Source organism: Pseudoroseicyclus sp. H15, from assembly GCF_054353345.1.
The window spans coordinates 439,856-463,082 of sequence record NZ_JBTHJE010000002.1; the positions used below are offsets into that span (position 1 = coordinate 439,856).

At 68.8% G+C, this 23,227-nt stretch carries 19 protein-coding genes; 4 read left to right on the plus strand and 15 right to left on the minus strand.

Translation table 11 applies throughout. From position 1 onward, the window contains the following. The first annotated feature begins 34 nt into the window (after positions 1–34). Entirely contained in the window at positions 35–1,828 is a 1,794-nt protein-coding gene (locus ACXN5S_RS06000; RefSeq protein ID WP_458604496.1) for an aminopeptidase P family protein, read from the plus strand. 88 nt (positions 1,829–1,916) lie between these two features. Further along, entirely contained in the window at positions 1,917–2,258 is a 342-nt protein-coding gene (locus tag ACXN5S_RS06005) for a DUF427 domain-containing protein (RefSeq protein ID WP_458604497.1), read from the plus strand. Here the strand turns inward: ACXN5S_RS06005 and ACXN5S_RS06010 are convergent. Both ACXN5S_RS06010 and ACXN5S_RS06015 read right to left on the minus strand, forming a co-directional pair. Continuing rightward, positions 2,255–3,169: a hypothetical protein gene (locus tag ACXN5S_RS06010; RefSeq protein WP_458604498.1), complete on the minus strand. Its 915-nt coding sequence runs from the start codon at positions 3,167–3,169 to the stop codon at positions 2,255–2,257. The genes ACXN5S_RS06005 and ACXN5S_RS06010 overlap by 4 nt on opposite strands. 52 nt (positions 3,170–3,221) lie before the next feature. Next, the gene (locus ACXN5S_RS06015; protein WP_458604499.1) at positions 3,222–4,874 is read right to left on the minus strand and encodes a chloride channel protein; all 1,653 of its coding nucleotides are present in this window, start codon (positions 4,872–4,874) and stop codon (positions 3,222–3,224) included. Positions 4,875–5,028: 154 nt separating this feature from the next. Here ACXN5S_RS06015 and ACXN5S_RS06020 point away from each other — a divergent pair, with 154 nt between their 5' ends. Both ACXN5S_RS06020 and ACXN5S_RS06025 read left to right on the plus strand, forming a co-directional pair. Further along, positions 5,029–6,417 (plus strand): FAD-binding oxidoreductase, encoded by a 1,389-nt coding sequence (locus tag ACXN5S_RS06020; RefSeq protein ID WP_458604500.1) that lies wholly within the window; start codon positions 5,029–5,031, stop codon positions 6,415–6,417. Continuing rightward, a complete protein-coding gene (locus ACXN5S_RS06025) occupies positions 6,414–8,165 on the plus strand; it encodes a LuxR C-terminal-related transcriptional regulator (RefSeq protein ID WP_458604501.1) in 1,752 nt (583 codons plus the stop codon). The genes ACXN5S_RS06020 and ACXN5S_RS06025 overlap by 4 nt, the downstream gene beginning before the upstream one ends. A gap of 226 nt (positions 8,166–8,391) precedes the next feature. On the opposite strand, the gene recN is transcribed toward ACXN5S_RS06025, so the two are convergent. The 13 genes from recN to ACXN5S_RS06090 all read right to left on the minus strand — a co-directional run bounded on the left by recN (position 8,392) and on the right by ACXN5S_RS06090 (position 23,144). Beyond that, the gene (gene recN, locus ACXN5S_RS06030) at positions 8,392–10,056 is read right to left on the minus strand and encodes a DNA repair protein RecN (RefSeq protein WP_458604502.1); all 1,665 of its coding nucleotides are present in this window, start codon (positions 10,054–10,056) and stop codon (positions 8,392–8,394) included. A 31-nt stretch (positions 10,057–10,087) separates the two neighbouring features. Then, the gene (locus ACXN5S_RS06035; protein ID WP_458604788.1) at positions 10,088–10,903 is read right to left on the minus strand and encodes an outer membrane protein assembly factor BamD; all 816 of its coding nucleotides are present in this window, start codon (positions 10,901–10,903) and stop codon (positions 10,088–10,090) included. A 173-nt stretch (positions 10,904–11,076) separates the two neighbouring features. Beyond that, the gene (lpxC, locus tag ACXN5S_RS06040; protein ID WP_458604789.1) at positions 11,077–11,997 is read right to left on the minus strand and encodes a UDP-3-O-acyl-N-acetylglucosamine deacetylase; all 921 of its coding nucleotides are present in this window, start codon (positions 11,995–11,997) and stop codon (positions 11,077–11,079) included. Between the two features lie 321 nt (positions 11,998–12,318). Next, positions 12,319–14,010 (minus strand): cell division protein FtsZ, encoded by a 1,692-nt coding sequence (gene ftsZ / locus ACXN5S_RS06045; RefSeq protein ID WP_458604503.1) that lies wholly within the window; start codon positions 14,008–14,010, stop codon positions 12,319–12,321. A 375-nt stretch (positions 14,011–14,385) separates the two neighbouring features. Next, on the minus strand, positions 14,386–15,720 hold the full coding sequence (ftsA, locus tag ACXN5S_RS06050; RefSeq protein WP_458604504.1) for a cell division protein FtsA: 1,335 nt from the start codon (positions 15,718–15,720) through the stop codon (positions 14,386–14,388). A 97-nt stretch (positions 15,721–15,817) separates the two neighbouring features. Further along, complete coding sequence (locus tag ACXN5S_RS06055) at positions 15,818–16,684, minus strand: cell division protein FtsQ/DivIB (protein WP_458604505.1); 867 nt, start codon at positions 16,682–16,684, stop codon at positions 15,818–15,820. Continuing rightward, on the minus strand, positions 16,672–17,550 hold the full coding sequence (locus tag ACXN5S_RS06060; protein ID WP_458604506.1) for a D-alanine--D-alanine ligase: 879 nt from the start codon (positions 17,548–17,550) through the stop codon (positions 16,672–16,674). Before ACXN5S_RS06060 ends, ACXN5S_RS06055 begins: the two co-directional genes overlap by 13 nt. A gap of 127 nt (positions 17,551–17,677) precedes the next feature. Next, complete coding sequence (gene murB, locus ACXN5S_RS06065) at positions 17,678–18,637, minus strand: UDP-N-acetylmuramate dehydrogenase (protein ID WP_458604507.1); 960 nt, start codon at positions 18,635–18,637, stop codon at positions 17,678–17,680. Positions 18,638–18,832: 195 nt separating this feature from the next. After that, entirely contained in the window at positions 18,833–19,111 is a 279-nt protein-coding gene (locus tag ACXN5S_RS06070; protein WP_458604508.1) for a DUF2484 family protein, read from the minus strand. After that, positions 19,108–19,374: a DUF2484 family protein gene (locus ACXN5S_RS06075; RefSeq protein ID WP_458604509.1), complete on the minus strand. Its 267-nt coding sequence runs from the start codon at positions 19,372–19,374 to the stop codon at positions 19,108–19,110. Before ACXN5S_RS06075 ends, ACXN5S_RS06070 begins: the two co-directional genes overlap by 4 nt. A gap of 78 nt (positions 19,375–19,452) precedes the next feature. After that, a complete protein-coding gene (gene murC, locus ACXN5S_RS06080; RefSeq protein ID WP_458604790.1) occupies positions 19,453–20,865 on the minus strand; it encodes a UDP-N-acetylmuramate--L-alanine ligase in 1,413 nt (470 codons plus the stop codon). Continuing rightward, the gene (locus ACXN5S_RS06085) at positions 20,865–21,974 is read right to left on the minus strand and encodes a UDP-N-acetylglucosamine--N-acetylmuramyl-(pentapeptide) pyrophosphoryl-undecaprenol N-acetylglucosamine transferase (protein WP_458604510.1); all 1,110 of its coding nucleotides are present in this window, start codon (positions 21,972–21,974) and stop codon (positions 20,865–20,867) included. The genes murC and ACXN5S_RS06085 overlap by 1 nt, the downstream gene beginning before the upstream one ends. Positions 21,975–21,977: 3 nt before the next feature. Then, positions 21,978–23,144, minus strand: coding sequence for a peptidoglycan glycosyltransferase FtsW (locus ACXN5S_RS06090; protein WP_458604511.1), 1,167 nt, complete (start codon positions 23,142–23,144; stop codon positions 21,978–21,980). Between the last annotated feature and the right edge of the window lie 83 nt (positions 23,145–23,227).

Consider the following 23,227-nt stretch of genomic DNA (forward strand, 5'->3'; position numbering starts at 1 on the left):
CCTGCCATGTAGGGCCCGCAATAGGAGACCAGCCATGTTCCAGACATTCGAGGTGACGAGCAATCCCGAGCAGGGGCCGCCGCGGCTGGCGGCGCTGCGCGAGGCGATGGCCCGAGCCGGGGTGGATGCCTTTCTCGTGCCGCGCGCCGATGCGCATCAGGGCGAATACGTCGCCCCGAGCGATGCGCGCCTGGCCTGGCTGACCGGCTTCAACGGCTCTGCCGGCTTTGCCGTGGTGCTGGCCGAGACCGCCGCCATCTTCGTCGATGGCCGCTACCGCGTGCAGGTGCGCAGCGAGGTCGACCCTGTCTTCACGCCGGTGAACTGGCCCGACGTGCAGCTGGCCGACTGGCTGCCCGAACATGCGCCCGAGGGCGCGACGGTGGCGTTCGACCCCTGGCTGCACACCGCCGGCGAGATCGCCAAACTGCGGGAGAAGCTGGAGAAGCACGGGCTTAAGCTGGTGCCGACCGACAATCTCGTCGATCAAATCTGGGAGGATCGCCCCGCTCCGCCCTCGGCCCCCTTCGTGGTGCAGCCCGAGGAATTCGCCGGCGAAAGCGCCACCGACAAGCGCGACCGCATCGCGAAGGAGCTGCGCGAGAACGGCCAGCGCGCCGCCCTGCTCACCCTGCCCGACAGCATCGCCTGGCTTCTCAACATCCGCGGCCGCGATATCGAGCGGAACCCGGTGCCGCATGCCTTCGCCATCCTGCACGACACGGGCCGGGTGGAGCTGTTCTGTTTGCCCGGCAAGGCCGATGACGTGGCCGAGGGGCTGGGCGGCGACGTCGCCATCCTGCCCGCCGACAGCCTTATCGCCGCGCTCACCGACCTCGACGGGCCTGTCCGGCTCGACCCGGCCTCGGCGCCGCAGCGGCTGGCCGAGGCGCTTGGCGACCGCATGGTCGAGGGGCCCGATCCCTGCCTGCTGCCCAAGGCCATCAAGAACCCGATCGAGATCGGCGGCATGCGCGAGGCGCATCTGCGCGACGGCGCTGCCATGGTGCGCTTTCTCGCCTGGCTCGATGCCGAGGCCCCGAAAGGCGGGCTGACCGAGACTGCCGTGGTCACCGAGCTGGAGAATTTTCGCCGCGCCACCAATGCCCTGGAAGATATCTCCTTCGAGACCATCTGCGGCGCCGGCGAGCATGGCGCCATCGTCCATTACCGGGTCAACGAGAAGACAGACCGGTCTGTCAGCCCCGGCGAACTGCTGCTGGTGGATTCCGGCGGGCAGTATCGCGACGGCACCACCGACATCACACGCACCATCACCGTGGGCGAGCCGCCTGAAGGCGCCGCCGCAGCCTATACCCGCGTGCTGAGCGGCATGGTCTCGATCTCGCGCGCCCGCTTCCCGCGCGGCGTGGCGGGCGCGCATCTCGATGCGCTGGCGCGCTTCCCGCTTTGGGTGGCGGGGATGGATTACGACCATGGCACGGGCCACGGCGTGGGCGCGTATCTGTCGGTTCACGAGGGGCCGCAGCGCATCTCGCGGCTGTCGGACATTCCGCTCGAGCCGGGCATGATCCTCTCCAACGAGCCGGGGCATTACCGCGAGGGCGCCTATGGCATCCGTATCGAGAACCTCATCGTGGTGCAGGAGGCCGAGGCGCTGCCGACCTCTGACCCGAACCGTGCGCAATACGATTTCGAGACGCTCACCTATGTGCCCTTCGACCGGCGGCTGATCGTCATCGAGATGCTCAATGCCGAAGAGCGGGCTTGGATCGACGCCTACCACCGCGATACGCTGGAAAAGATCGGCCCGCGGGTCGAGGGCGCGGCGCTCGATTGGCTGCAGGCGGCCTGCGCACCGCTTTAAGCCTTGAGCATTAGCCTACGGGGCCCCCTTTGATTTCACCGCCGTCATGCCCATGTCATGAGCCCGCGGCATCCAGAAGGACATCGAGATGGCAGATCATATCAAGATACGGCCTGCGGGCGGCAGCTGGGTGGTTCGCGCCGGCGGCGCCGTCATTGGCGAAAGCGACAACGCGCTTGAGCTGACCGAGGGTGATTACCCGCCGGTCATCTACTTCCCGCGCGCCGATATCGCGATGGCCTTCCTTGAGCCGTCGGAGACGACCTCGACCTGCCCCTACAAGGGCGAGGCGCGCTACTTCAACATCTCCGAACAGTCGGGCACCATCGCCGATGCCTGCTGGAGCTACGAGCAGCCGAAGGCCGGCATGGAAGAGATCGCCGGCTACCTGGCGTTCTACCCCAGCAAGGTGGCGGTGGAGCAGGTCTAGCGATCCACCCCCTCCGCCGGCAGCGGTGCGAGGCTATCCAGCCAGTCCAGCGGGATCGGTTCGGCGCTGCGCAGACTGACCGTTCTGTCTGGGGCTGAGGTGAGACTGAAGGCGCCCGGCAGCGCCTTTGCCTCACGGCGGAGGCGCGCCCCGATCTCATCAGGGGCGCTAAGCCAGACAAGCAGACCGCCGCCCTGACCCGCCAGTTCAGCCAGCAGCAGCGCCTCGCCACCCGGCCCGTCCGAGCGGATGAGCGCGCGGGCGAGGACCGCGCCCTCCGCCTCGTCCAGCCCGGCGAGCAGGCGCTGCAGTTCCGGCATCTCCGCGAGCGAGGCGCCCTCCGGCTCGATCAGCGCGATGATCTGCGGCCAGCTCGGCGCGCGGCGCACGAGGTCTTCGGTGATGGCGATGCGGCTGGGTGTGCCCTCTGCCCCGCCCAGCGGGTCGCCCGGCACAGGCTCCTCCACGCCGCCCTCTGCACCCAAGGCCCAGAGCTCTGCGCCGAAACCGGGCGCCAGGATGTAGCCGCGAGCCTCCAGCGCTGTCCCGATGCGTTGTGACTGGATGCCGCGCACGCGCAGCAGCCGCCAGTCCATCCCGGCGCCGGTAACGACCAGCAGCTCGCGCAGATCGGGTGGACGCAGGCCCATGGCGGGCAGCAGCCCGGCGATCACCGCTTCCGCATCCGGCATCCCCGGCCAGTCCCACGTCTGACGCAGCGCCTCGGTGGCGGCCACCGGGCCCGGCGCATCCGACAGGTCTGCCACGAGGCCCGGCGCCGTGTAGGAGATCACCGCTGGCCCCTCCACCGTGGGCAGCTCGGCCAGCAGCGCGCGAAGCGGCTCTGCCGGGCTGTCGTCGGCGAAGGCCGGCGATGCGGCGAGCAGAAAGGAAAGGGCGAGGCGGCGCATGGGGTGAGCTTCGCCCGGCCCCGCCGCCCCGGCAAGACAAAGCTCCGTCAGCTCAGGAATGGGCCTCGGCGCTGCGTCGCGACAGGGCCCGGTTCAGGGCGCGCAGCGCATCGACATGGAACAGCGCCCCGCGCAGCTCGGGCGCCGCATCGCCGCCGGCGAAGTAGACGACCGGCAGCACGTTGGCCCCCGTTGTCTCGAACATTGGCATCGCGGCTTCCAGCGTCTGCCCCTCGCGGATGAAGGTGCCGCCGTTGATCAGCTCACGCATCGCCGCCTCGTCGGCCCCGCGCGGATGGCCCTGGGCGCGCATCACGCTCTCCACCCGGAAGGTGCCCAGCAGCCAGGCCTGCGGCCCCGGCGCCAGATGCACACCCCGCTGCTCGAGCTGGGTGAGGAAGAACGACCTGTCTACCAGCGACGAGGCCACGGCGGAGGAGAGTGAGACCGAAACCATCACCGCCAGCGCCGCCTGCCAGTCGCCCGTCAGCTCAAAGACGATGAGGATAGTCGAGATCGGCGCGCCCAGCACCGCAGCCGCGACGGCCCCCATGCCGGCGAGCGCGTAGAGGCTGGTGCCGCCGGAAAGCGTGGGCGCCAGAGCCGTCGCCACGATACCGAAAGCCAGCCCCGTCAGCGCACCCACCATCAGCGAGGGCGAGAAGATGCCGCCGCCCATGCGCCCCGCCATGGTGACGGAGACGGCGACGACCTTCACCACGGCAAAGATCACTGCCTGCCGCCAGAGCAGCTCCCCCGTCAGCGCCCGGCTCGTCGTCTCGTAGCCGACGCCGATGATATGCGGGAACGGGATGGCGATGGCGCCGAGGATCGCCCCCGCCAGCATCGGCCAGACCCAGCCGGGCAGACGCACCCGTTCACGCAGCCGCCCCGCCAGCGTGTCGGCCCAGACGACGGCGCGCATCTGCGCCACGGCGACGAAGCCGGCCACGATGCCGAGCACCAGGAAGGCGGGGAGCTCGGCGTAGAACTCCAGAGCGTTCTGGAACGGCAGCTGGAACTCCGTGATATCCCCGAACACCAGCCGCCCCGCCACCGTGCCCGCGACCGAGGCGATGACGATGGGCGCGAAGGCCTGCACCGCGAAATGGCGCAGCACCACCTCCATCGCGAAGAGCGCCCCGGCGATGGGCGCGTTGAAACTGGCGGAGACGGCGGCGGCCACGGCACAGCCCAGCAGGGCGCGCCCCTCGATGCCATCCGCCTTCGTCCACGAGTTTACGTAGGAGGCAAAGACGGCCGCGAGGTGCACCACCGGCCCCTCTCGCCCCGTCGAGCCGCCGGTGGACAGGGTGATAAGCGAGGCCAATGCCGAAACCAGCCCGCGCCGCTGCTGCACCCGACCGTCGCGCAGGGCCGCTGCCTCGATCACGTCGGCCACGCCACGTACCCGGCCATCCTCTGTCAGCCGGTCCAGCAGCAGGCCCACGGCGAGGCCGCCGCAGATGGGGATGACGAGCAGCCAGTACCAGTCGAGGCCCGCGGCGAAGCTCTGGATATGGGCGACATCATCGGTACCGTAGATCAGCGCCTGAAACCAAGAGATCCCAAGACGGAACAGCAGCGTGGCGACAGAGGCGGCCAGCCCGATCGCCAGCGCCAGCCCCCAGAGCCGCAGGCGCAGTGCGCTGCGCCGGGCCTGTGCCCGCAGCCAGATCGTTCTGCCACCCTTGCCCGCGTCCATGCCCCTTCCTGCGCAATTGCAGGGCTCTGGGCAAGATGCCTGCCGCGGCAGCAAGACCGCTGTGTCTGCGGTGGAAAAGAGGGGATTCTACAGAGTCAGCTTTGCGCAAGTCCGACTCTGCCGTAAGACCCTCTGAGTACAAGAAAAGATACCCATGAATTTTGAAAGCGCCTTTCTCGAACTGGCGGAGCGTTTTGGCCCGCGGTTCAGCCGGGGCGACGCAGACCGCGCCGCGCATGGCCAGTCGGAGACCTGGTTCTCCCCCGCCCCGCCAGACGCCGTCGTCTGGCCCGAGAACACCGAAGAGGTCGCCTGGATCGTTCGCCTCTGCGCCCGCCACCATGTGCCGGTGATCCCTTATGGCGCCGGTACATCGCTGGAGGGGCAGACGCTCGCGGTCGAAGGCGGGCTCTCCATCGACATGGGGCACATGGCCGGGGTGGTGGAGGTGAACGCTGCCGACATGGACGTGCGCGTGCAGCCCGGCCTGACCCGCGAGGCGCTGGATGAGGCGCTGCGGGCGACGGGGCTGTTCTTCGCCGTCGATCCCGGCGCCAATGCCTCGCTCGGCGGCATGGCCTCGACCCGCGCCAGCGGCACGACGACTTTGCGCTATGGCAGCATGCGCGACAACGTGCTGGGGCTGGAGGTGGTACTGCCCTCGGGCGAGGTGATCCGCACCGGAGGGCGCGCCCGCAAGAGCGCAGCGGGCTACGACCTGACGGCGTTGTTCCTCGGCGCAGAGGGTACTCTCGGGCTGATCACCGAGCTGACGCTGCGCCTGCATGGCCGGCCAGAGGCAACGGGCACCGCCGTTTGCGCCTTCCCCAGTGTCGATGCCGCCGTGGCCGCGGTGACCGAGACGGTGCAGGCCGGCCTGCGCCTCGCCCGGATGGAGCTGATGGACGCCGATGTCGCCGCCGCCGTGAACACGGCCGATGGCGCCGATTTCGCGCTGCAGCCGCATCTGCTTGTTGAATTCCACGGCTCCGAGACCGGTGTCGCCGAGGAGGCGGAACTTTTCGGTGCGATCGCTGCCGAGCATGGCTCTGAGGGCTTTCGCTGGTCGCCCCGCGAAGAAGATCGCCGCGCGCTCTGGCGCATGCGGCACCGGGCCTATTGGTCGATCCTGCAAAGCCGGCCCGGCGCCACCGCCATCGTCACCGATATATGCGTGCCCGTCTCGCGGCTGGCCGAGGCCATTGCCGCCACGCAGGAGGATATCGCCGTCAGCCCCCTCTCCGGCCCCATCCTCGGCCATGTGGGCGATGGCAATTTCCACGCCATCCAGCTGGTCGACGGCTCTGACGCCGAGCTGACGGCGGCCAAGCGCCTCGCAACCCGGATGGGCGAGCGGGCTCTGGCGATGGGCGGCACGATCACCGGCGAGCATGGCATCGGCCTGGGCAAGGTGGCGCTCTTCGCCCGGCAGCAGGGGCCGGCGCTTGCCGCGATGCAGGCCCTCAAGCAGGCCTTCGATCCGCAGGGGCTGTTCAACCCCGGCAAGATGTTCCTCCCCGACCGCAAGCTGGAGCCAGTGTGAGCGACGGGGCCGAGAACGACGAGAGCCACCTCGAAGATGCCGTGATCAACGGTGTCTACGAGGTCGCGATAGACCCGCGTCGATACGAGGCCCTGCTCGACCGCTGGCAAAGCCTGGTCGCCCGCCGCCAGATGCAAGAGGGCGAAGGCGCACAGCTGTCACGCGTCTCCCCGCATGTCTCGCGCGCCGAGCAGACGCTGAGCCGCATGATCGAGGCGGAGCAGAACAGCGCCGAGGCGGTGCTGTCGACCATCACGCATAACGCCGCCTTCGTGGTGGATTCCTCGCTTACCGTCACCGCCGCCAATCGCGCCGCCACCGCCAGCATCGGCATGGCGGCCGGCGCCCGGCTGGAACATCTTGAGACGCTGGTCATCGAGAAAGAGCCGCTGGTGGCGCGGGCCAGGCAGCTTTTGCAGGGCAATTCCGGCGCGCCGCAGATCCTGCGCCTGCACGGCTCGCGCACTGGCAAGGCAGTGCTGATCTCCTACCGCCGCTACGAGAGCGATACCGGCGCGCCCGAGCTGCTGGTCGTGACCTCCGAGATGGCATGGCCCCCCGCCTTTGCCGAGCTCCTGCGCAGCACCTTCTCGCTGACCGTGGCAGAGACCGAGGTGATGCGCGCCCTGTCAGAGGGCACCGCGCTGGCCGATATCGCCGAGGCGCGCGGCCGCTCTGTCGAGACTGTGCGCGCCCAGCTCAAATCGGTGATGGCGAAGACCGAGACGTCTAGCCAGATTGAACTGGTGCGTCTGACGCTGTCGATGCTCGAGCTCTCGCGCTTCTCCGGCCCCGCCGAGGGCGAGCCCGCGCAATTCGGTGTCGGCGCGAACGCCAGCGGGCTGCCACCGCGGCCCATCCACCAGATGACGCTGCCCGACGGGCGGCGCATGGAATACCTCATCCTCGGCGACCCCAAGGGCCGGCCCTGCCTGTACCTGCCGCTCGACTACGGCCTCACCCGCTGGCCAGCGAGCGCCGAGGTTGCCGCCGCCCGGGCCGGCATCCGCATCATCGTGCCCATCCGCGCCGGCTATGGCGCATCAGACCCGCTGCCCGCGAAGACGGCCGAGCTGGCCACCCGGCTCGCCGAGGATCACATCGCGCTTCTGGCGCATCTGGGTGTCGGGCCCCTGCCAATCGTGATGATGGGCGATGACGCGCCCATCGCTTTTCGCATCCATCGCCTCGCACCGGAGCGGATCAGCGCCATCATCGGCTGCGCCCCCATGCTGCCCCTCACCGGCCCCGAGCAGCTGGAGCGGATGGGCAAGTGGCACCGCTTCGTTCTGGCCGGCGCGCGCTACACGCCGCATCTGCTGCCCTTCATGGTGCAGGCCGGCTTCGCGCTGGCCCGCAAGGCCGGCAAGCGGGCGTTTCTGGAGAGCGTGTACCAGAACTCCGCCGCCGACATGGCGACCTTCGAAGTGCCGGAGGTGTTCGAGGCTCTCGTCACCGGCTCTGACGTGGCGCTGTCGAAGACCCACATGGCAAACGAGGCCTTCACCAACGAGCTCTTGATGAAGGTTCGCAACGACTGGCGCGCCGATGTCACCTTCACCGAAGGCCGGGTGCCGGTGCATGTGCTCGCCGGCCTGCAAGACCCGCAGGTGCCGAAGCAGACGGTGGAAGAGAACCGCCTCGACTATCCGTGGATCGAGACTCAGGTGTTCCCCGATGCGGGGCAGCTGCTGTTCTTCCTGAAGTGGCGCGACGTGCTGCCGCTGATCCTGCGCTACCTGTCCTGACAACCTACGCTGCAGCGCAAAAAGATTACGAAACTACCCCATCTGGGGTATGTAGAATTTTACCAAGCGGTCTAAGAACTTCTCATTAGCGAGTCTGTCGAGAAACGTTCGCAGCGGTAATCGACAATTTAGTTTCGGATAGGGTTTGTGAGTGGCCCTCTTTCAGTACGACGAAGGCGGACTGGAGTATTCCGGTCCGCCTTTATTCTGGCTGAATGAGGGCCGTTCAGGCCGACGCTGCGCCCAACAATGCCTCTGCCGCTGCCCGCGCCTCTGCCGTCACATCCGCGCCGGATAGCATCCGTGCCAGCTCGTCCACCCGCTCGCTGGCGCTCAGCGGCGCCACCTGGCTGAGGGTGGACGTGCCGCCATCGGCGTCTTCCTTCGTCACGCGGAAATGGTGCGTGCCCTTCGCCGCGACCTGCGGGGAATGCGTCACCACCAGCACCTGGCCCGCGGCAGCGAGGCGCGAGAGGCGGCGCCCGATGGCATCCGCCGTGGCGCCACCGACGCCGCGGTCGATCTCGTCGAAAATCAGGATCTGCCCCTCGGCACCGGCATGCAGACAGACCTTCAGCGCCAGCAGGAACCGCGAGAGCTCTCCACCCGAGGCCACCTTCTCCAGCGGGCCGGAGGGGGCGCCGGGGTTGGTGGCGGCGGCGAAGCGCACCTCGTCCACCCCGCTCGGGCCGGGCTCGGCGGCGGAGATCTCCACCGTGAAGCGTGCGCGGTCGAGCTTCAGGGGCGGCAGCTCTTCGGCCATCGCCGCCTCAAGCTGAGTGGCGGCGGCCTGGCGGATGCCGGAGAGCTGAGCTGCGGCGGAGGCATGGCCCTCCTCCGCTTCGGCGACGCGCTGGAGGAGCGCATCGATATCGCCAGCGGAGGCGTCGAGCGCCTCAAGCTTGGCTGAGAGATCAGCACCGAGGGCGGGCAGGTCGTCGGCCAGCACCGAATGCTTCCGGGCCAGCGCGCGTAGGGCGAAGAGCCGCTCCTCCACCTTCTCCAGATCGCCGGCATCGAGGTTGAGGCTGTCGAGCGCCGCGGCGATGCCTTGCTCTGCCTCGCCGAGCGCATCGACGGCGCGGGAGAGGGCCTCCAGCGGCGCATCGAGGCTGCCCTCGGCGGAGTCGGCGGCGCCTTCCAGCCAGCGGATCGCATCCATCGCCAGCCCTTCCGCCGCCTCGCCGGCAATGGCGGCATGGGCATGGGCGATGTCGTCGCGGATACGGGCGCCGGCCTGCATGCGGCGGCGGGCCTGATCGAGCTCGTCCTCCTCGCCGGGCTGGGGGCTGAGCGCCTCGATCTCGGCGGCAGCGTGGCGAAGGTACTCCTCCTCCTCGCGCAGCGCTTCGGCCCGCGCCTCTGCCTCGGCCAGCGCCTTGCGCGCGGCGCGCAGGCCCGACCAGGCCATGCGGACGGCGACCAGCGGCTCTTCGGCATCGGCGAAGGCATCGAGCAGGCCGAGATGCGACTTGGGATCGAGCAGCGCCCGGTCGTCCCCCTGCCCGTGCAGCTCGACCAGAAGCTCGGAGAGGCGGCGCAGCAGCTCGCCGCTGGCCGGTCGGTCGTTCACCCAGGCGCTCTTGCGGCCGGAGGGCGTGTTGACCCGGCGCAGGATCAGCTCATCCTCCACCTCGATGCCCGCCTCTTCCAGCACGGCGCGGGCCGGGTGGCCGTGGCCCAGCTCGAAGATGGCAACGACCTCGCCCCGCTCGGCGCCCTGGCGCACCAGCTCGGCCCGGCCGCGCCAGCCAAGGGCGAAGCCCAGCGAGTCGAGCAGGATGGATTTGCCGGCGCCCGTCTCACCCGTCAGCACGTTGAGGCCGGGGCCGAACGATAGGTCTGCCCGGCGGATCAGCAGCATGTCGGTGATGTCGAGCTGTCTCAGCATGGGCCGCTCTCAGGAAAGGGGCAACGCGCCCTCAGAGCCACTCGCCAAGAACCATCTGCCGGTAGACCTGCGCCAGCCAGCTGTCGCCCGAAGCCCGCATCTCCAGCCCCTGCCCGGTCAGCAGCGCGTAGCTGCTCTGATACCATTCGGTCGACTGGTAGTTATAGCCAAGGATCGCCCCCGCCGTCTGCGCCTCTTCGGTCAGGCCGAGCGCCAGATAGGCCTCGACCAGCCGGTGCAGCGCCTCGGGCGTGTGGCTCGTCGTCTGGAAATCCTCGACAACGACGCGGAAGCGGTTGATCGCGGCGGAGTAATGATCGCGGCGCAGGTAATAGCGGCCGATCTCCATCTCCTTTCCGGCGAGATGGTCGAAGGCGAGATCGAACTTCAGGATCGCTGAGCGCGCGTATTCGCTATCGGGATAAAGCTCGATGACGGCGCGGAGCGCCTGCAGCGCCTGGAAGGTCAGCCCCTGGTCGCGGCCGATCTCATCGATCTGGTCGTAGTAGCTGAGCGCCAGCAGGTATTGCGCATAGGCGGCATCGCTGTCGGCCGGGTAGAAATCGAGATAGCGCTGCGCCGAAGAGCGGGCGTTGGGGTAATCGCCATCGCGGTGATAGGCCATGGCCTGCATGATCAGCCCGCGCTTTGCCCATTCCGAATAGGGATAGAGCCGCTCGATCTCGCCGAAGAAATAGGCCGCGTCGTCGGGCTTTCCGTCCTGCAGCTCAACTTCGCCGCGCTGGTAGATCTCCTGCGGAGTGTAATCTTCCAGCGGCGGACGGTCGTTCAATGAGTTGCACGCGGACAACGCAGTCAGCGCCGCCACCAGGGCCGTGCACCGCATCCAGGACCAGCTCGTCTGCCTCACCTTGTCGCCCCCCAGGGTCTTTGTCTTGTCCGGGGCAGGCCCCGGCGCGAAGGGTCTAACACGATTGGCGAAGGGGCAAAATGCCTTTTGCGTGGGCAGGGCCGCGTCACGCTGAACCGGTCTGTCTTGTGGTTAACGGTCGCCCTGCGTCAGGCCACGCGGGCGAGATCGGAGGGGGCCAGATGCCAGCCCGGCAGGCGCCGCGCGATGGCCTCGGTCACCTCAACCCGGCGCCAGGCCGTCGGCTCGTCGAAGAGGGCGCGCAGGAGCTGGTTGGTCATCGCATGGCCGGCGCGCACGCCGGTATAGCGGCCGAGGATCGGTGCGCCGGCAAGGGCGAGGTCGCCGAGCGCATCCAGCATCTTGTGGCGCACCGGCTCGTCGGCATGGCGCATGCCACCGGGGGAGAGGACCTTCTCATCCTCCACCACCACGGCGTTGAAGAGCGTGCCGCCAAGGGCCTTGCCCGCGGCGCGCATCGCATCGACATCCGCCTTGCGGCAGAAGGTGCGGGCATCGCAAAGCTCGCGCAGGAACGCGCCGTTGGCCATGTCGAGCGTCTTAACCTGCCGCCCGATGGCGCGGTCAGGGAAGTCGATGGCGAAGGAGACAACGAGCCCCGCGCCGGGGTCGAGCCGGGCAGAGGCCTGGCCCTGCCGCGCCTCGATCGGGCGAAGGATCTCGATGGCCGTCAGGGGCGCGTCCTGCCGCGACAGGCCGGCCGACAGGATGGCGCGCGCGAAGGGGGCAGAGGAGCCGTCGAAGATCGGCACTTCCGGCCCGTCGATCTCGATCTCGGCATTCGTCAGGCCCGTGCCCGCGCAGGCGGCCATCAAGTGCTCGACGGTGGAAAGCGTAACACCCGCCTCGTTCTGCAGCTGCGAGTTCAGCGGCGAGGCGGTGACCATGTCCCAGCGGGCCGGCAGGCGCGCATCGGGCCCGGCGAGATCGCGACGGATGAAGACGATGCCGCTGCCCGCAGGCGCGGGTTTCAGGCAGATCCGTGCCGGGCGGCCGGAATGCAATCCCGTGCCGGAGAGCCGGATTTCCTGTGTCAGCGTCGTCTGCACGGTCACGCAAGCCTCGTAGCATAGGGTGGGCCAGATTGGCCTCGGTGCGGCAGAGGTTAGTTAAGGAAGGGTGAAGGCTTCCTCAACTCACCTTTTGCAACAGGGTGTAACAGGGGTGGCCGGCATCAAGGGCCTACACCGGCCCTGCCGCCCTGAACCCCTTGCTGCGCTGCAGAAATTCGCGCGCGGCGCTCCGCCGAGAGCTGCGCAGGCTGTCACAATCCGCCCCCCTGCCCCGCCCCTCATGCCGCGAACGTGAAACGGCCCCCGGATTTCTCCGGGGGCCGTTTGTCTGCGATGCGGGGCGCGAGGCCCCGCGGATCAATTCGCCTGGCGGCGCAGGAAGGCCGGGATCTCGATACGCTCCTGATCGGGATCGGTCTCTTCCTCTTCCCAGGAGGTGACGCGCGGCTGCTGGCGCTGCGCCGTCTGCTGGCGCGGGGCCTGCGGCTGGGCGGCGGCCTGGGCAGCTCCTTCCGGCTGGCCGGTCATGCGGCCGAGAAGACCACCGATGCCAGAGCGGCGCGGCGCGGCCTGCTCGGCCGAGCCACCGTCCTGCGCAGCCGGCTGCTGGGCCGGAGCCGTAGCGCGGGCCGGCGCATTGCCGGAGCGGTGCGCCGTCAGGGCGCGCAGGCGGGCAACCGCCTCGGGCGTGGGCGTGCCGGCCGGCGGGCGCGAGGGTGCGACGAAGCTGTCGGCCGGCTTGGTGACCGGAGCTTCCGAGCGCGGGCGATAGGCCGGCGGCGGCAGCGCGTCGTCGTCCATCTGATCCTGCGGCTGATCCTCGTAGTCGTCGTCATCGAAGGCGCTGTCGAAGAGGCCGGGCTCCGGCTCCTGGTAGTGCGCCATTTCCTCCTGCTGCGGCGCGGGCGCCGGCTCGGCCGGGCGCTGCGTCATGCGGCGGGCGGCGGCGGCGGCCGCCGGCGATTTCTCGGCAGCGACAGGCTGCGGTGCCGGGGCTTCCACGCGGGCGGGCTCGGCCGGGGCCGGCTGCGAAAGCGGCTGGCTCATCTTGCGGCGCGGCACCGGCATTTCTTCCTGCCGGACGGCAGCGTCGATGCCCGTGGCGACGACGGAGACGCGGATCGCGCCTTCCATCGACGGGTCGAGCGTCGAGCCGACGATGATGTTCGCGTCGGGGTCGACCTTCTCGCGGATCTTGTTGGCCGCCTCGTCGAGCTCGAACAGCGTGAGGTCGTGGCCTCCGGTGATGTTGATGAGCACGCCCTTGGCGCCTTCGAGGCTGATCTCGTCGAGCAGCGGGTTGGCGATGGCGTTCTCGGCGGCGATGATGGCGCGATCTTCGCCATCGGCCTCGCCGGTGCCCATCATGGCCTTGCCCATCTCGTCCATCACGGCGCGGACGTCGGCGAAGTCGAGGTTGATCAGGCCGGGGCGAACCATCAGGTCGGTCACGCCCTTTACGCCCTGGTAGAGCACGTCATCCGCCATCGAGAAGGCCTCGGTGAACGTGGTCTTCTCGGTCGCGATGCGAAAGAGGTTCTGGTTCGGAATGATGATCAGCGTGTCGACGACCTTCTGAAGGCTCTCGACGCCTTCTTCGGCCTGACGCATCCGCTTGGAGCCTTCGAACTGGAAGGGCTTGGTCACGACGCCAACGGTCAGCACGCCCAGCTCGCGGGCGGCCTGCGCGATGATCGGCGCGGCGCCGGTGCCGGTGCCGCCGCCCATGCCGGCGGTGATGAAGCACATGTGCGCGCCGGCGAGGTGATCGAGGATCTGCTCGATGCTTTCCTCGGCGGCGGAGGCGCCCACGGAGGGCCGGGCGCCGGCGCCGAGGCCCTCGGTCACCTTGATGCCCATCTGGATCTTCGCGGTGGCGTGGCTTTGCTGAAGCGCCTGCGCGTCGGTGTTGGCCACGACGAACTCGACGCCGTCGAGCTGCTTGTCGATCATGTTGTTGACGGCGTTACCGCCCGCACCGCCCACGCCGAAGACCGTGATGCGCGGCTTCAGGTCGTCCTGCCCGGGCATGGAGAGATTGAGTGTCATGTCGGTCCTGCCTGTCCTGCTTGTTGTCCGTCCGGCCCGTCCCCCGGGCGCCCTGCCTGTCTGGGCCAATCCTAGCGGTCCAGATTCGCTCCGTCACGCCAAAACCGCAGAAATGCCACGAAATATGCTGTGGTTTCGGGCCCAACCGGCGATATGATGCCGATTTGACGACCCCTAGCCGCTTCGTCGCAGCCCGCCACGACATGTAGAACAGACGATCCCCGGCACCGCAGCGTCCCGGCTGCGGAGGTGAGTCGTTCGGTCTCATGATCTGGCGACTGCTCTGTCTGCCTTTGGGCCGCGCTTGAGGGGCGACCTTCATCCTTCTTTTACCAGAGGCCCGCGGGGCCGTCACCCCGGTTCTGGCCCGCGGCCCTACCAATTATCCTTGAACCACTTCACCGCACGGCGGAGCGAGCGCGAGGGTGTGCTTTCCGCCGGCACGTCGAAATCCCACCATTCGTCCTGCGGATGCGCGGCGAAGAGCGCGAGCCCCACGGCGGAGGAGAAGGCCGGCCCCGTCGTGGCCTGCGGCAGGCCGGCGACGCGGAGCGGCCGCCCGAGGCGCACCTGCTGGCCGAGGATGCGGGAAGCCAGCCCTTCCAACCCCGGGATCTGGCTGCCGCCACCCGTCAGCACGATCTGCTGGCTCGGCATGTAATCGAAGCCTGCGGCATCGAGCCGGGCTCGCACCTCTTCGAGGATCTCCTCGATACGCGGTCGCATGATGCCGATCAGCTCGGCCCGGCTCACCTGGCGGCGGTCATGATCCCAATCGCCGGTATCGCCGCCGATCTCGATCATCTCGCGGTCGTCCATGCCAGTGGCCGTCGTGCCGCCGTGCTTCGTCTTGATGCGCTCGGCCAAAGCCATCGGCACCTGCAGGCCCATCGAGATATCGCCGGTCACATGGTCGCCGCCCATCCGCACCGCATCGGCGCCGATCATGTGGCCCCGGTAGAAGATCGAGATGCCGGTCGAGCCGCCGCCCATGTCGATGCAGGCGGCGCCGAGCTCCTGCTCGTCCTCCACCAGTGACGAGACGGCCGAGACGTAGGAGGCGGAGGCGAGGCCCGCCAGCTCCAGATCGCAGCGCTCGATGCAGGTGAGCAGCCCGTCGATGGCCTGCCCCTCGACCGTCAGCACATGCAGATCGGTGGAAAGCCGGCTGCCCGCCTGCCCGCGCGGATCGGCCAGGCCGGTGCGATGGTCGATGGAGAAATTCACCGGCTGGGCGTGCAGCACCTCGCGGCCCTCACCGTAATCGGGCTCATCGCAAGCGGCCAGCACCCGGCCGATATCCATGTCGCTGACATGCTGGCCATGCAGCTCTACCCCGCCTTCAAGGCCGTAGGAGCGCGGGCGGGCGCCCGAGAAGCAGACGATGGCGTGATCGACCCGCGTCTCGGCCATCTTCTGCGCGCTCTGGATCGCGGTGCGGATCGCCCGCTCCGCCTCGCCCATGTTCACCACCTCGCCGTGGCGCATGCCGCGCGCCCGCGTGGTGGCGGCACCGATAACGCGAAAGGCGCTCTGCCCCGCCATGCTGCCGACGCCATCGGCACCGGTGAAGCGTTCCGGCCCGTCGAACCGCAGGATGAGGCAGGCAATCTTGGAGGTGCCCACATCGAGAACTGCGATCACGCGGCGCTGCATCGCCGCCTTGCGAAGCGCCCGCATGCGGCGCTGGCGCTGGTAGAGGTCTTTCATCTTGAGATCTCCATTCGGCGCGTCCCCACACGCCGGCCCTGTCTTGCCCCTGTCCCACCAGTAGTCACCGCATTGCCTTCCTCAAGGCCCGGCGTGATCATCGCTGCCGCTCCGCCACGGTGCGCAGATGCTCTTCGGCGAAGGTCGACAGGCGGATAGTCGGCCGGTTGGCCGAGCGCATGTCGACGATCGTGATGTCGAGATCGAGCATTCTCTGCGCCTCGTGCAGCGCCAGCACCCGTTCGAGCGCCGCGACGGCGCCCTCTTCGGGCAAAAGGATGCGCTGGCCGCGGTCGAGCACCACATCCCAGCGGCGCTCGCCCATGCGAACCAGCCCGCGCAGGCGCGGCATCACCGGCTCGGCGGCGGCGAAAAGCTGCATCGCCTCGGTCGTCGCCTCGCGGGCGCCATCGCCGGCGATCAGCGGCAGGTCGGCCCGGTCGGAGCGGTTCTGGATCATGCCGGTGAGCACACCGTCGGCATCGACAAGGCGCAGCCCGTCGACATGCCGCCAGATCGCCACGGGCCGGCGCTGCGTGACCTCGACCTGCAGGTTGCCGCCGGAGCTGATGCGCAGGGTGGCATCCTTCACGGCGGTCAGCGCGGTGATTTCTTCCTTCAGGCCGGGCAGATCCACGGCGAAGGAGGTCACGGGAAAGTCGAAGGGCAACAGGCCGTTGATGGCGGCGGCGAGGGCGATGTCGGCGCCGCTGATCTCGACGCCCGTCACCATGAATTCCGGGCGCTCCTGCACGGATTGCACGATCGAGGTCCAGCGCGCCTCGATGGCGGCCCAGTTCTCGTCATCTGCCACATAGGCGGCCGAGATCAGGAACAGGGCGAAGACGGGCAGAATGATGCGCAGGAAGATGCGGAACAGCGGTGTCAGCCAGAGCCGGTGGAAGCGGTAGCCTAGGCGGGAGGGCGCCGGATCGTGCCGGCGGGCGGCTTTCATCGCGAACATGAGGCATCCTCCACAAGCATCCGGCAGAGTTCGGGGAAGGTGATCCCCTCGGCGGCGGCCTGTTCGGGCGCCAGCGAGGTGGGCGTCATCCCCGGCTGCGTATTCGTCTCCAGCAGGATCAGGCCGGCGAGGCCCTTCTCTTCATCCCAGCGGAAGTCGGTGCGGCTGAGGCCCCGGCAGCCGAGCGCCGTATTGGCGCGCAGGGCGTAGTCGAGGCAGGCGGCGGTGATCTCATCGGGCAGGTCTGCGGGGCAGACATGGCGCGAGCCGCCGTCGGCGTATTTGGCGTGGTAGTCGTACCAGCCGTCGGTGACGATATCCGTCACGCCGAGCGGCCGGCCGAGCAGGACGGAGGCGGTCAGCTCGCGGCCCGGCACATAGGTCTCGACCATCACGTCTTCGGGCATCTCGCGGGCGAGCTGCGGCGGCCCGTTGGCACTTTCGCGCACGATATAGACGCCGACGGAGGAGCCCTCGTTATAGGGCTTCACCACGTAAGGCGGCGGCAGCACATGGGCGGCCTCAGCCTCGCCGCGCGGCACGATGCGGCTTTCGGCAAAGGGCAGCCCGGCGGCGCGATAGGCCTCTTTGGTGCGCTGCTTGTCCATGGCGAGGGCAGAGGCCAGCACGCCGGAATGGGTGTAAGGGATATTCAACCACTCGAGGATACCCTGCACGCAGCCATCCTCGCCCCAGCGGCCGTGCAGGGCATTGAAGGCAACATCGGGCCGGTCGGCGGCGAGTTTGACTGCCAGGTCGGGGCCGGCGTCGATGGCGTACGCGTCGAACCCTGCCTCAAGCAGGGCCTGCAGGCATTCCGCCCCCGAGGAGAGAGAAACCTCTCGCTCGGCAGAGAATCCGCCCATCAACACGGCAACCTTTTGGGGAGCCCCGCTCAACATTACACCGCCTCAAAAGCGGGCCATTGTTCGGCCCTGCGTTATATCGGGCGCTGCCACGCCCGTTTCGTTTTTCCCCCGGTTTTCCGGTGGGTTATTGCTCGTCACCCGAGCGGCGTTCAGCTTCGTCTGAGAGTGCCGGTTCGCCGACCCGCATGATTTCCCATTCTAGCGTCATGCCGGATGTTGCGTAAACCCTCTTTCGGACATCTTCGCCCAATGACTCAAGGTCTTGCGCGGTGGCGCCGCCGGCATTGGTTAGGAAATTGGCATGCTTGGGGTTCATGATTGCCCCGCCCTTGGTGGCACCGCGCATGCCCGCATCCTCGATCAGCTTCCAGGCCTTCAGCTCATGGCTGTCGTCCGCCCGCCCGGTCGAGGAAAAGCCCGCCGGGTTGCGGAAGGTTGAGCCCGCGGTGCGGTCCTTTGTGGGCTGGGTCGCGTCGCGTTTCGCGAGCTGCTCCTCCATCCGCGCGGCCAGCTCGGCGGGCTCGCCCTCCGGCGCGCGGAAGGTGGCGGAGAGGACGACGGCGCCCTCGGGAAGCTGAGATGATCGGTAGGCGAGGTGGAGGTCGGCGGCGGGCCGCTCTTCGATGGTGCCGCCCCGCAGGACAACGCGGATGTTCTCCAGGTGGTCGGCCACATAGGTGCCATAGCAGCCCGCATTCATCCGCACCGCCCCGCCGATGCTGCCGGGAATGGTGCGCAGGAAGGTGAGGTCCCTGCCCTGCTCCGCCGCGCGGCGGGCGACATGCGCGTCGAGCGCTGCGGCGCCGGCGACAACCCGGTCGCCGTCGACCTCGATGCCGTTGAAGCCGCGCCCGAGGCGGATCACGACGCCGCGGATGCCGCCGTCACGCACGATCAGGTTCGAGCCGACGCCCATAGGGAAGACCGGCACGTCTGCAGGCAGCTCGGCCAAGAAGGCGGCGAGGTCATCCTCGTCCGCCGGCTGGAAGAACCACTCCGCCGGGCCGCCGACCCGCAGCCAGGTGAGCCCGTCGAGCGGGCGGTCGGGGGTGAGGGTGCCGCGGGGCGTGGGGAGTGCTGTCATGAGGCGGTGGTAGGCGAGCGCCGGCGCGTCGGCAAGCGGCAGGCCTCGGGTAGAGTGGGCCCGTGGCGGCCGGGCGCACGGAAATCGAGCGATTTCCGGTACGATTTCCGCGCGGAAATCGTCTCGCCGCATAGCCGGGGAGCGGAAACCATATGGTTTCCGCCTCCGATTTCCATATGGAAATCGGCGCCGCGCTCAGCGGCTGCCCGAAGCCTTTGGCCCCAGCCGCCGCCGCAGCCAACGCCAGCCGAAATAGACCGGCCAGCGCAAGGTGCTCGCCGCCGCCGCCAGCAGGGCCAGGCCCAGCCACCAGGGCTGCGTCCAGAACACCCAGGCCGCCAGGGGCACCAGCGCTGCAATCAGCCAGCGGGCGTGGCTCCAGTGATGGTCCTTCGAGGGGAGCATGCCGATGACATTCGCCACCACCAGCCACAGACAGGCGGCCAGAACCGGCCAGTTCATCGCACCGCTCACCGGCGCAGCTCCGCCGGGATGTCGGGCGGTTGCCCGCGCATACGGCCCAGCAGATGGCGGATCGGGTGGCGCATCATCGAGGTGAAGGCAGCAAGGCCCAGGGCCAGCCAGACCCAGCCGTTCTGCCAGCCGATCCAGACGATCACAAGCGGCGCCGTTGCCAGAAGGGCCAGGCCGGGTGCGATCTGGTGGCGCATCGGCAGCATAGCTGTCAGGCTCCCTGCCAGAACCCAGACCATCCCCGCCACCAGTGATGCGCTCATTCGGGCCTCCCTTGCTTGCCGTCCGGCTAGGGGCCGGAATCGGCAGCAATGTGGCGCGAAGAGGCCGGTTGTCAGACGCTACTTCGCCAGTCGCTCGGGCAGGTTGTTGGCCCAGGTGCTGATCGTACCGGCACCGAGGCAGACGACGATGTCGCCCTCCCGCGCCTGCTCGCGCACCAACCGCTCCAGATCGTCCTCGGAGGTGACGGCGCGGGCGTGGCGGTGGCCGTGGCGGATGAGCCCGGCGACCAGCGCGTCGCGGTCGGCGCCCTCTATGGGGGTCTCGCCGGCCGCATAGACCTCCGCGATGCCCACGACGTCGGCCTCGTTAAAGCAGGTGCAGAAATCCTCGAACAGCGTCGCGAGCCGCGAGTACCGGTGCGGCTGATGCACGGCAATCACCCGGCCCTCGCTCGCTTGCCGCGCCGCCTTCAGCACGGCGGCGATCTCCACCGGGTGGTGGCCGTAATCGTCGATCACCGTGACGCCGTTGACCTCACCCACCTTGGTGAAGCGCCGGTTGACCCCGCCGAAGCCGGCGAGCGCCGAACGGATCTCGTCCTTGCTCATGCCGAGGTGGCGGGCGACGGCGACGGCGGCGAGCGCGTTCGAGACGTTGTGGTCTCCCGGCATCGGCAGCGTGCAGCCCTCGATCACCTCTCCTTCGCTTTGCAGCGCGATATCGAACTGCGCCGCGCCCGCCTTATAGGTCAGGTTCACCGCGCGCACGTCGGCCTGGGAGTTGAAGCCGAAGGTCAGCACCTTGCGGTCGGTCACGCGGCCGACCAGCGCCTGCACCTCGGGGTGATCGGTGCACAGGACAGCGACGCCATAGAACGGGATGTTCGAGACGAAATCGTAGAAGCCCTGCCGCAGGTTCTCGATGCTCCCCCAATGCTCCATATGCTCGGGGTCGATATTGGTGACGATGGCGATGGTCGCCGGCAGGCGGTTGAACGTGCCGTCGCTCTCGTCGGCCTCCACCACCATCCACTCGCCCTGCCCCATCCGGGCGTTGGAGCCATAGGCATGGATGATGCCGCCGTTCACCACGGTCGGGTCGATCCCGCCGGCATCGAGCAGCGTGGCCACCAGCGTGGTCGTCGTCGTCTTGCCGTGGGTGCCGGCGACGGCGACGTTCGATTTCATCCGCATCAGCTCGGCCAGCATCTCGGCGCGGCGCACGATGGGCAGGCCGCGGCGGCGGGCGCCGTCGAGCTCGGGGTTGCCGGGCTTGATGGCGGAGGAGATCACCACGACCTCCGCGCCGTCGAGGTTCTCGTCGGCCTGACCGATGTGGATCTGGGCGCCGAGGCTCTCCAGCCGTTCGGTGATCTTGCTCGACTTCGCATCCGAGCCCTGCACGCGGTAGCCGAGGTTCAAAAGAACTTCGGCGATGCCCGACATGCCGATGCCGCCGATGCCGACGAAGTGGATCGGCCCGATGTCGAGCGGCAGTTTGGTGGCAGCGGCCATGAGTGTTCCGTCCATCATTGTTCGGTCCTTCCTTGGCCTCGCGAGAGGCGTTCCACAAGATCGGCGAGCCTCGACGCGGCGTCGGGCCGGCCGAGCGCGGCGGCGCTGGCGGCCATGCTGGCGGCGGGCTCAGGCTGGGCCAGCAGCGCCTCGGCGCGGGCGGCCAGAGCGGCGGGTGTGAAGTCGGGCTCGGCCATCAGCTCGGCGGCGCCCGCCTCGACCATGCCGCGGGCATTGGCCGTCTGCTCGTCGCGGATGGCGCTGGCCAGCGGCACCAGAATGGCGGGCCGGCCGATCACGGTGAGGTCGGCGACGGTGGAGGCGCCCGAGCGGGCGATCACGAGCTGCGCCGCGCTCATCCGCTCCGGCACGTCGTCGAAGAAATCGGTGACGGTGGCGCGGATATGGGCGGCCGCATAGGCCTGCTTGACCCGATCGATATCCTCGGGCCGCGCCTGGTGCGAGACCTCGAGCCGCCCGCGCAGCTCTTCGGGCAGCGCAGCCAGCGCGGCAGGGACGACATCGGAGAGAATGCGCGCGCCTTGGCTGCCGCCGAGGATGAGCACGCGGGCCGGCGCGCCCGGGCCGGGAGGCGTGTAGGGTGCACCCGCCTTGTCACGGATGGCGCTACGCACCGGGTTGCCTATGTGCTCGCCTTCCACGCCTGCCGGAAGCTCCGTCGGCCAGGTGCCGCAGGCGATCAGCGGCACGCGCTTGGCGAAGACCTGGTTCACCCGGCCCAGCACACCGTTCTGCTCATGGATCACCCGGGGCAAGCCCAGCGCCACCGCAGCGATCATCGCCGGGATGGCCGGATAGCCGCCGAAGCCCGCCACCAGCGCGGGCCGGTCGCGGCGCATCGCGGCGATGGTGCTCGCCACCCCGCCCGCGATGCGAAACGGCACTGCCAGCTTGGCCGCCACCCCACCACGCGCGAAGGTGGCACTGCCCGCCACCTGCCGCTCGACCGCCTCGGGGAAGCCGCCTGCATAGCGCGCGCCTCGCGCGTCGGTGCTCAGGCGAACCCGCCAGCCGCGGCTCAGCATCTCTTCGGCCAGCGCCTGAGCGGGGAACATGTGGCCGCCGGTGCCCCCGGCGGCGATGACGAGAAGCGGCGCAGGCATGGCTTAGCGCCCGCGCCCGAGGAAGATCTCCGCCATGCCGCCCTGCGGCCGCGAGCGGGTGAAGGCCAGCAGCATCCCAACCGCGAGGCCGGCCGCGAGGACGGATGAGCCGCCGTTCGACACGAAGGGCAGCGTCATCCCCTTGGCGGGCAGCAGGCGCACGGCCACGCCCATGTTGATCATCGCCTGCACACCGAAGGCGCAGGCGAGGCCCGTGCCGGCGAGGCGGATGAAGGGGTCGCGCTCCTTCGTCAGCCGGAAGAGCGAGCGCAGCGTGATGAAGAGGAACAGCGCGATGATGGCGAGGACGAGCACCAGCCCGTATTCCTCCGCCGCCACGGCGATGATGAAGTCGGTATGGGCATCGGGCAGCGACCACTTCACCTGGCCCTCGCCGACGCCGACACCGAAGAAGCCGCCCTCGCGGATGGCGTTGGTGGCATAGCCGATCTGGGTGGTCGGGTCGACCTCGGCGGCCAGGAAGCCGTCGATGCGCCGGGCAAAGTGCTCCGACGAATTATAGGCGATGATGCCCGAGCCGACGACGAGGCCGAAGATCGAGAAGATCAGCACCATCGAGGCGCCGGAGACGAAGTACATGACGCCCCAGGAGAACAGCACCAGACAGGCCTGTCCGAAATCGGGCTGCGCGACCAGCAGGCCAGCGACGGCCACGGCCACCATGAAGCTCCACAGCCGGCCCGGCGGGCCGCCGATCTCTTGCCCCGCGGCCATCAGCCAGGCGCAGAGGACGACGAAGACGGGCTTGAGGAATTCCGACGGCTGAAACGAGGCGAAGCCCAGCGAGTACCAGCGCGTCGCCCCCTTGCCGAAATCGGTGCCGAAGAACGGCAACAGCGCCAGCGCCACGAAGGCGGCGGCGAAGGCCAGCACCGCGAGACGGCGGATCATCAGCGGCGACATCATCGAGACGACGAACATCACGCACATCGCCATCCCGCCGAACATCGCCTGCCGGGTGACGTAATAGAACGGGTCGAGCCCGTTGCGCTCCGCCAGCGGCGGAGAGGCCGCGAGGCCGAGCAGCATGCCGAGGCCGAAGAGGCCCAGAATCGCTGCCATGGATAGTTTGTCGATCGTTCGCCACCACCGGGGGAGAACGGGATCGCCGGCCCGAACGGGGGCCGCTCCGTAGACCATCTCTGTCATGGATGCACCGCTGCCTCGTACATCTTCCCGTCGCCGGGTGGCCCGTTTGCCGGGTCTCTAGAGATGACTCTAGCGCCGATGAT